Genomic DNA, 6,698 nt, shown 5'->3' with positions numbered 1-6,698 from the left:
GATTAGAATCCTTTTTGCTATGCTTAAAAATCGTGAAAAATTTAATCCTGCTCTCCATTATTTATAGTTGACTCCTAAAAATTTTTATAAAAGGTTAAAGAATTTTATTAATTCTTATAACTTACCAACAATACCTGAAAAGAAAGTTAATTTTTCATTAGAAAGGGTCAAGGCCTTCTTAAAATCAATAATTAAATTGGGTTTAGTAGAAAAGGAAAGATGGTATTATATCCCATTTTTATTATGGGTTTGTATAAAAAAATTGAGGCTATTTCCTCTGGCAGTATATTTGGCTATATGTGGTTATCACTTTAGAAAAGTTTTTGAAAAAGTTACAAAAGAATATCAAAGAAACAAATCTTTTCTGAATTATTATGCAAAACCTTTTTTAGATTATATAGGGGAGGAAGGAGGATAAAGTTTATTGCAAAAAATAACAAAGCATTTGAAAAATATTAATTTAATATTGCCTAAAAAGTATTATGTAAAAGGTAAAAAGCTTTATATTTATGACTATATAAAAATATTTGGAATTTATGATATTGTAATAATAGATTATTTATGATAAAATTTAATATTTTTTAAAGTGAAGTACGATATACTCAGTATTTTATTTGTTTGGGAGGTGTGTTGTGAGTATAAAAACAAAAATTATTGCGTCATATTTAATAATTGCACTACTTTTTTTGATTGCAGGAGTTTTTGCTATATCATCTTTTAAAAAAATTGCTTATGGTATTAAAAAAGAAATTAAAAGTGCAATAACTCTGCAAGTTCAGCTTAAAGATTTACAATCTCAGTTTTTAAAAATTTCCTCAATATTGAAAGATATTAAAGTTTCAAATGAGGTTAAAGAGGTTGAAAGTTATGAAAAGGAATTAGCAAAATTTTTAAAGGAAGCTAATAACAATATTAAACTTATCAAACATAAAGACATTAATAAAATTCAAAAAGATTATAAATCTATTCCAGAGTATTCAAACCAACTGATTAAATTAAAAAAAGAATATCTACAATATGTTGATAAAGTTAATACTGTTTTTGATAAAATTGACAGCTTATATAGACAACAAAAAGGGGAAACTTTTATTATCAGTAGAGGTGTAAAAGATCACAATACCTTAATGTTATTAAGCAAGATAATGGAAGATATTTTACAGATTAAAATTTATTCCTCTTTACTCATTAGCTTTACAGATGAATATGATATAGAAGATGCTAAAGATTCTATTATCAGTTATTCAAGGGCAATGGTTGCAGCTATCAATACTTTAATTAAAGGTGGTAAGTATCAAGGTATTGTTGTTGATAAAATCGATGATAAAAAGAAATTAGAACATTTGAATAAACTTAATAATTTAAATACGGAAATACAAAATAATGCTAAAGTTTTATACGAAACTTATCTGCAAAAAATTAAGACAGACAATTCCTTAAAGGATATCATAAAAAAAGTAGATAATCTAAATGCAAAGTTAGCTGTTCAGATAGAAAATCTTGTAAAATTTTCAAATAAAAATGTATCAGATACTTTTGTATCAATAGATTCTATGATCGGTAGCTCAACAAGTGTTTTGATTTTAACAATTGTCACTGCATTGATTTTGGGAGTTGTAATAGGGATTTTTACTTCCAATAAGATTAGTAAAGTTATCAATGATGCTGTAGTAGTTGCTAAAAGAATTGAAGAAGGTGATTTAAATATAGAAGATATTGTTGTGAAAAATAGGGATGAATTGGCTACATTGGGCAATTCACTAAATGAGATGAAAAATAAATTAAAAGAAATGATTGTAAATATCTTTAATGCTATTAATGTGCTAAAAGAGGTTGGTGATTCTTTAGAAGAAGAGATGAATAATATGTCATGTTCTTTTAAAGATGTTAGTTATAACATAGATTCCACAGTTGCAGCAACAGAAGAGCTATCTCAAAGTGCAGCTGAAATTGCAAGTAATGTTAATAACTCTTTGACGAATTTAAATGATGTGAGAGAGGATATATTATCTGGTAATGAACATTTAAATAGTTCAATTAATGATGTAAATATAATATCAAAAGAACTTGGCAAGGCTGCTGTTACTTTATCAAACTTAAAAGAAGCAAGTAAGCAGATAAATGATGTGATTAGTATTATTATAGATATTGCGGATCAAACTAATTTATTGGCATTAAATGCAGCAATAGAAGCTGCTAGGGCAGGTGAGCAGGGGAGAGGTTTTGCGGTTGTTGCTGATGAAGTGAGAAAATTAGCAGAAAAGACAGCAAAGTCGGTAAACGATATTTCTGATATGATAAAAAAAATAAACCATGAAATCGATGAATCAGTGTTGACTGTCAATGATGGTATTTTATCATTGGAAGACAAAATAGAGCAGTTAAGATCAGTAGGTACTAATTTTAGTAATAATATTGAAAGATTAGAAGAATCTATAAATGCGATAAATCCGATAGCAAATATGATAGAAGAATTGAACATGGCTGTGAGTTCAATTGTTGAATCTCTGAATAATATCAACAACACAAATATGGAATGTAGTGATAAAGTTCAAGAAGTGTTTAATTTATCAAATAAACTTGTTGAGATAAACAAAGAATTATCAGAATTGGCAAAAAGGTTTAGAGTATAAATTGATTGCGGTCACATGTTTAGTGGCCGCAACTTATTTGATTAGACCTGTTTCTATTAATTTGTCATTCATAAAATCGCTTAGTTTAATTTTAAATTCCATTTTTTTATTTTTTGTAGGATGAGTAAAACTTAAATAGTAAGCAAAAAGTGTTAATCTTTTATCTTCTATTTTCTTATTGTATAAAAAATCTTGATACAATGGTGCCTTATAAGCTTTTAAATGCACTCTAATCTGATGAGATCTTCCCGTTTTGGGTATAGCTTCAATTAATGAGTATTTATTGTTGTAATTTATAGGGATAAAAGTTGTAATACTTTTTCTTCCACTTTTGAAATTTATTTTGTATTTTCCATGATAATTTCTCTTAGATATCGGGAGTAAGGAAGTAAAAGGGTATTTGATAACTCCATCTGTTATGCATAAATATCTTTTGTCTATTTGGTTTGTAGAAAATTGAGTAGAAAGCGATTTGTGGCTATATCTATTTTTGGCAAAAACTATTAATCCTCCTGTTCCAAAATCTAGCCTATGAACAACATATATTTCCTTAAAAGCGTTTTGAAGAATATTTTTTAGTGAAGGAAGCTCCTTGTTGTATCTATCAGGTATTGTATGTATTGAATGGGATTTGTTTAAAACTATTATGTCTTTATCATTGTAAACAATTTCAAAGTCAGAAGATTGTGTTAAAGTCATAAATATAACATTTTATTTTTTCACCAGCTTTGATAGTGCCTATTATTTCATCATCAATTAAGGCAAATGCATTACCATAAAACAGAGATGAGATTATATGAGAGTCCTGAGTTTTGTAAGGCATTGCTATAAAGGTATCTTCATTGTATTTAAGAGTTACTCTGTTAAAGTGGAATCTGTTGTTTTTTTTATGCATATCAGCACCAAGTTTTGCATAAACAAATTTGTTTTGATAATCTTTTTCCCCCATCATTTTTCTTAATGCAGGTAAAACATAAAAATAAGTGCAAAAAAAGGAGCTTACAGGATTGCCTGGTAAGGCAAAATATGGAGTGCCATCATCTAAAAGGGCAAAAGAAAAAGGTTTTCCTGGTTTTTGTTTTACACTTTTAAAGAGAAATTCAATCCCTTTTGCTTTGAATAGATTTGTAACCACATCAAAGTCACCAAATGAAATACCAGCACTGCTTATTATTGCATCATATTTTTGAAAAGAATCAAAAATTTTTTCAAACTCTTCGATACTATCTTTTGAAATCCCTAAATAATTAACATCTATATTAAATAACTCTAATAGAGTTTTAATAGCAAAACTGTTGCTATCATAAACGCCACCATTAAATTGATCTCCAGGCATGATTAGCTCATCACCAGTTGCTAAAACTGCAACTTTTATTTTTCTATAAACTTTAATGTTTGATATCCCAGCGCTTATTAATCTAGATATGTCCCACGGTTTAAGTCTTTTACCTTTAATCTCTATATAATCCCCTTTTTTTATGTCCTCACCAACTTTTCTGATATTAGCTCCAAATTTTACATTACCAACAATTTTACAAATATCAGGTTCTGGGTTTTCTGTTTTTTCATACTCTACTACTGTATCAGCTCCAGATGGCAATTTAGCACCAGTCATTATTTTATAACAGGTTTTGGGGTCATCTAATGTGTAATTGTTTAGGTCACCTGCTTTAATTGTGCCGATTATTTTAAGTTCATCAGCATATTTTTCAAAACCTTCATATTTTATAGCATAACCATCCATAACAGAGTTATCAAAAGATGGTAAATTAATGTTAGATTTTACATTATCATAAGCAATCCTGTTTATAGCATTAGTGACATTGATATATTCAAATCCAACCTCATTTATATTTGAAATAATTAATTCTAAGGCATCGTAAGGATTTATCATTTTAACCTCTTTATTATTTTTTATTTAAATTTTATTTAAAAAATCTATTAAACTCAAGTGAAAAATATATTATATTGTGATTTGGTAGGATAGAACATTTTAGAAAATGGAGGTGATATATTTTAACTGGTGAATTAAAGGATTTAAGACAGTCATTTATAAAAAAATTGGAAAAGTTAGATAGGAAAAGGTTTAGGACAAATAATATAATTTCCGTTGATTTAGCAAAACAACTATCATCACTTTCAAGAGAGGTTAACAGACAGATTGGGCTTTTGATAGATAGACAAAATGAAGTGCAATATGTAATTGTAGGTGATAATAGATCGATATTTATCCCAGAATTAAAGAGATTTAGATTGGTACCTGGCAAGCTTAGAGGTTTGCGTCTGGTTCATACACATTTACTTGATGAGCCTATAAATGATGATGATATAACAGATTTGGCAATGCTTAGACTTGATTCTCTAACTGCGATTTATGTTGATAATCAAGGTTTACCTAAGAGTATGGATACTATATATCTTTTACCACCTAATAATGAGGGCAAAACATTTGACTTTTTAGATGATAGGGATGTTTATAATCAAAAATTAGACTATATTGAGTTCATAAAAGGGCTTGAAAAAGAGATTGAAGATAAAACAGATGCTTTGTATCAAGTAAATAGAGGCAATAATGCTATTTTAGTTGGGGTTTATAAGTCTAAAAATGATTTGAAATATGCTTTAGAGGAGTTGAAAGAGTTAGCAAGAAGTGCTGGATTGAATGTTTTGGATACAATTTATCAGATTAGAAATAAAGTTGATTCAAAGTATCTTGTAGGAAAAGGAAAATTAAAAGAGATAGCTATAAAAGCATATCAAATGGGTGCTGATTATATTGTTTTTGATAACAATCTTCAGCCATCACAGGCAAGGGAAATAAGTAAAATTGTTGAGTTAAAAGTAATTGATAGAACTCAGTTAATTTTAGATATTTTTGCTAAAAGAGCTCATACAGATGAAGGTAAATTAAAGGTAGAGTTAGCTCAGCTTAAATATATTATGCCAAGACTCAGTGTGAAAGATGACTCTTTGTCAAGATTGACAGGTGGTATTGGTGGTAGAGGACCAGGTGAAACAAAGCTTGAGATTGATAGGAGAAGAATAAAAGATAGGATAGCTTTTTTAAATAGGAAACTTAAAGAGATTTCGAAAAATAGATTTACGCAAAGAAAAAGAAGATTGCAAAAAGATATACCCACTGTATCTATTGTAGGTTATACAAATGCTGGAAAAACAACTTTGATAAATAGTCTTACAAACAGCAAAATTTATGCTGACAATTTAATGTTTGCTACACTTGATACCAGTTCAAAAAGGTTAAGATTCCCTGAGGAAAAAGAGATAATAATCACTGATACAGTAGGATTTATAAGGGATCTACCAGAGGATTTGAAAGATGCATTTAAATCTACACTTGATGAATTGTATGATGCAGATCTGTTTTTACATGTGGTAGATATTTCTAATCCAGATTTTAGAAGGCATATTGAAAGTGTGAATAATATTTTGGAAGAGTTAAATTTATTAAGTGTGGATCAGATTTTAGTTTTTAATAAAATAGATTTATTGGATGAAGATATTTTAAATGATATTAAAAAAGAGTATCCTGATGCAGTCTTTATATCTGCTTTACAGAGAAAAACCTTTAATGAACTATTAAACAAAATCTTTTATATATTATTTAGAAAAAAGGTAAAAAATGAGTCCAGCTGATTTGATTTTAAAGCGGATGGAATTGTATGAGAAAAATGAATTTGGTGCGATTTATGATTTGTATGATGAAAATAGTATGCTTAAAAATTTTTATCCAGATAAAAAAGGTTATGAATCTTTTATGTATAAATTTTCAAAGGGGATAATTTTAAAAGATGTGAGAATATTAGAATCGAATATAAAGGGGAATTTTGCAAGAGTTATTTCAGAAGAGTATCTGGTTGATGATGAAAATAAAAAAATAATTGTTAATAAATGTATATCATATTTAAAATTATCAGCATGCGGATGGAAAATATTAAAGGAGACAAGAGAGCAAATGACAAGTGAGTAAGAATGACCCTGTAACATTATTTGTGTAAATCCTCATTTTGTTATCTACAATATTAACCATTTGTAAACCTGTCAATCCTT

7 protein-coding genes are annotated in these 6,698 nt (G+C 28.0%); 5 read left to right on the top strand and 2 right to left on the bottom strand.

Annotated elements, in window-relative coordinates; translation table 11 throughout:
- Positions 1 to 67 precede the first annotated feature (67 nt).
- The 3 genes from OWM07_RS11100 to OWM07_RS11090 all read left to right on the top strand — a co-directional run bounded on the left by OWM07_RS11100 (position 68) and on the right by OWM07_RS11090 (position 2,630).
- Positions 68 to 418 (top strand): DUF4070 domain-containing protein, encoded by a 351-nt coding sequence (locus OWM07_RS11100; protein WP_423303816.1) that lies wholly within the window; start codon positions 68 to 70, stop codon positions 416 to 418.
- Between the two features lie 6 nt (positions 419 to 424).
- Complete coding sequence (locus OWM07_RS11095; protein ID WP_423303815.1) at positions 425 to 565, top strand: hypothetical protein; 141 nt, start codon at positions 425 to 427, stop codon at positions 563 to 565.
- A 67-nt stretch (positions 566 to 632) separates the two neighbouring features.
- Positions 633 to 2,630 (top strand): methyl-accepting chemotaxis protein, encoded by a 1,998-nt coding sequence (locus OWM07_RS11090; RefSeq protein WP_423303814.1) that lies wholly within the window; start codon positions 633 to 635, stop codon positions 2,628 to 2,630.
- 33 nt (positions 2,631 to 2,663) lie between these two features.
- On the opposite strand, the gene OWM07_RS11085 is transcribed toward OWM07_RS11090, so the two are convergent.
- Both OWM07_RS11085 and OWM07_RS11080 read right to left on the bottom strand, forming a co-directional pair.
- Entirely contained in the window at positions 2,664 to 3,329 is a 666-nt protein-coding gene (locus tag OWM07_RS11085; protein ID WP_423303813.1) for an RluA family pseudouridine synthase, read from the bottom strand.
- Positions 3,307 to 4,524 (bottom strand): molybdopterin molybdotransferase MoeA, encoded by a 1,218-nt coding sequence (locus tag OWM07_RS11080; protein WP_423303812.1) that lies wholly within the window; start codon positions 4,522 to 4,524, stop codon positions 3,307 to 3,309. Before OWM07_RS11080 ends, OWM07_RS11085 begins: the two co-directional genes overlap by 23 nt.
- A gap of 167 nt (positions 4,525 to 4,691) precedes the next feature.
- On the opposite strand from OWM07_RS11080, the gene hflX reads away from it, so the two are divergent.
- Both hflX and OWM07_RS11070 read left to right on the top strand, forming a co-directional pair.
- Positions 4,692 to 6,284, top strand: coding sequence for a GTPase HflX (gene hflX / locus OWM07_RS11075; protein ID WP_423303811.1), 1,593 nt, complete (start codon positions 4,692 to 4,694; stop codon positions 6,282 to 6,284).
- Positions 6,271 to 6,618 (top strand): hypothetical protein, encoded by a 348-nt coding sequence (locus OWM07_RS11070; RefSeq protein ID WP_423303809.1) that lies wholly within the window; start codon positions 6,271 to 6,273, stop codon positions 6,616 to 6,618. The genes hflX and OWM07_RS11070 overlap by 14 nt, the downstream gene beginning before the upstream one ends.
- Positions 6,619 to 6,698: the final 80 nt, after the last annotated feature.

This window comes from Deferribacter thermophilus (assembly GCF_049472675.1).
GTDB lineage: Bacteria > Chrysiogenota > Deferribacteres > Deferribacterales > Deferribacteraceae > Deferribacter > Deferribacter thermophilus.
This window is presented reverse-complemented; position numbering and strand designations above follow the sequence as displayed.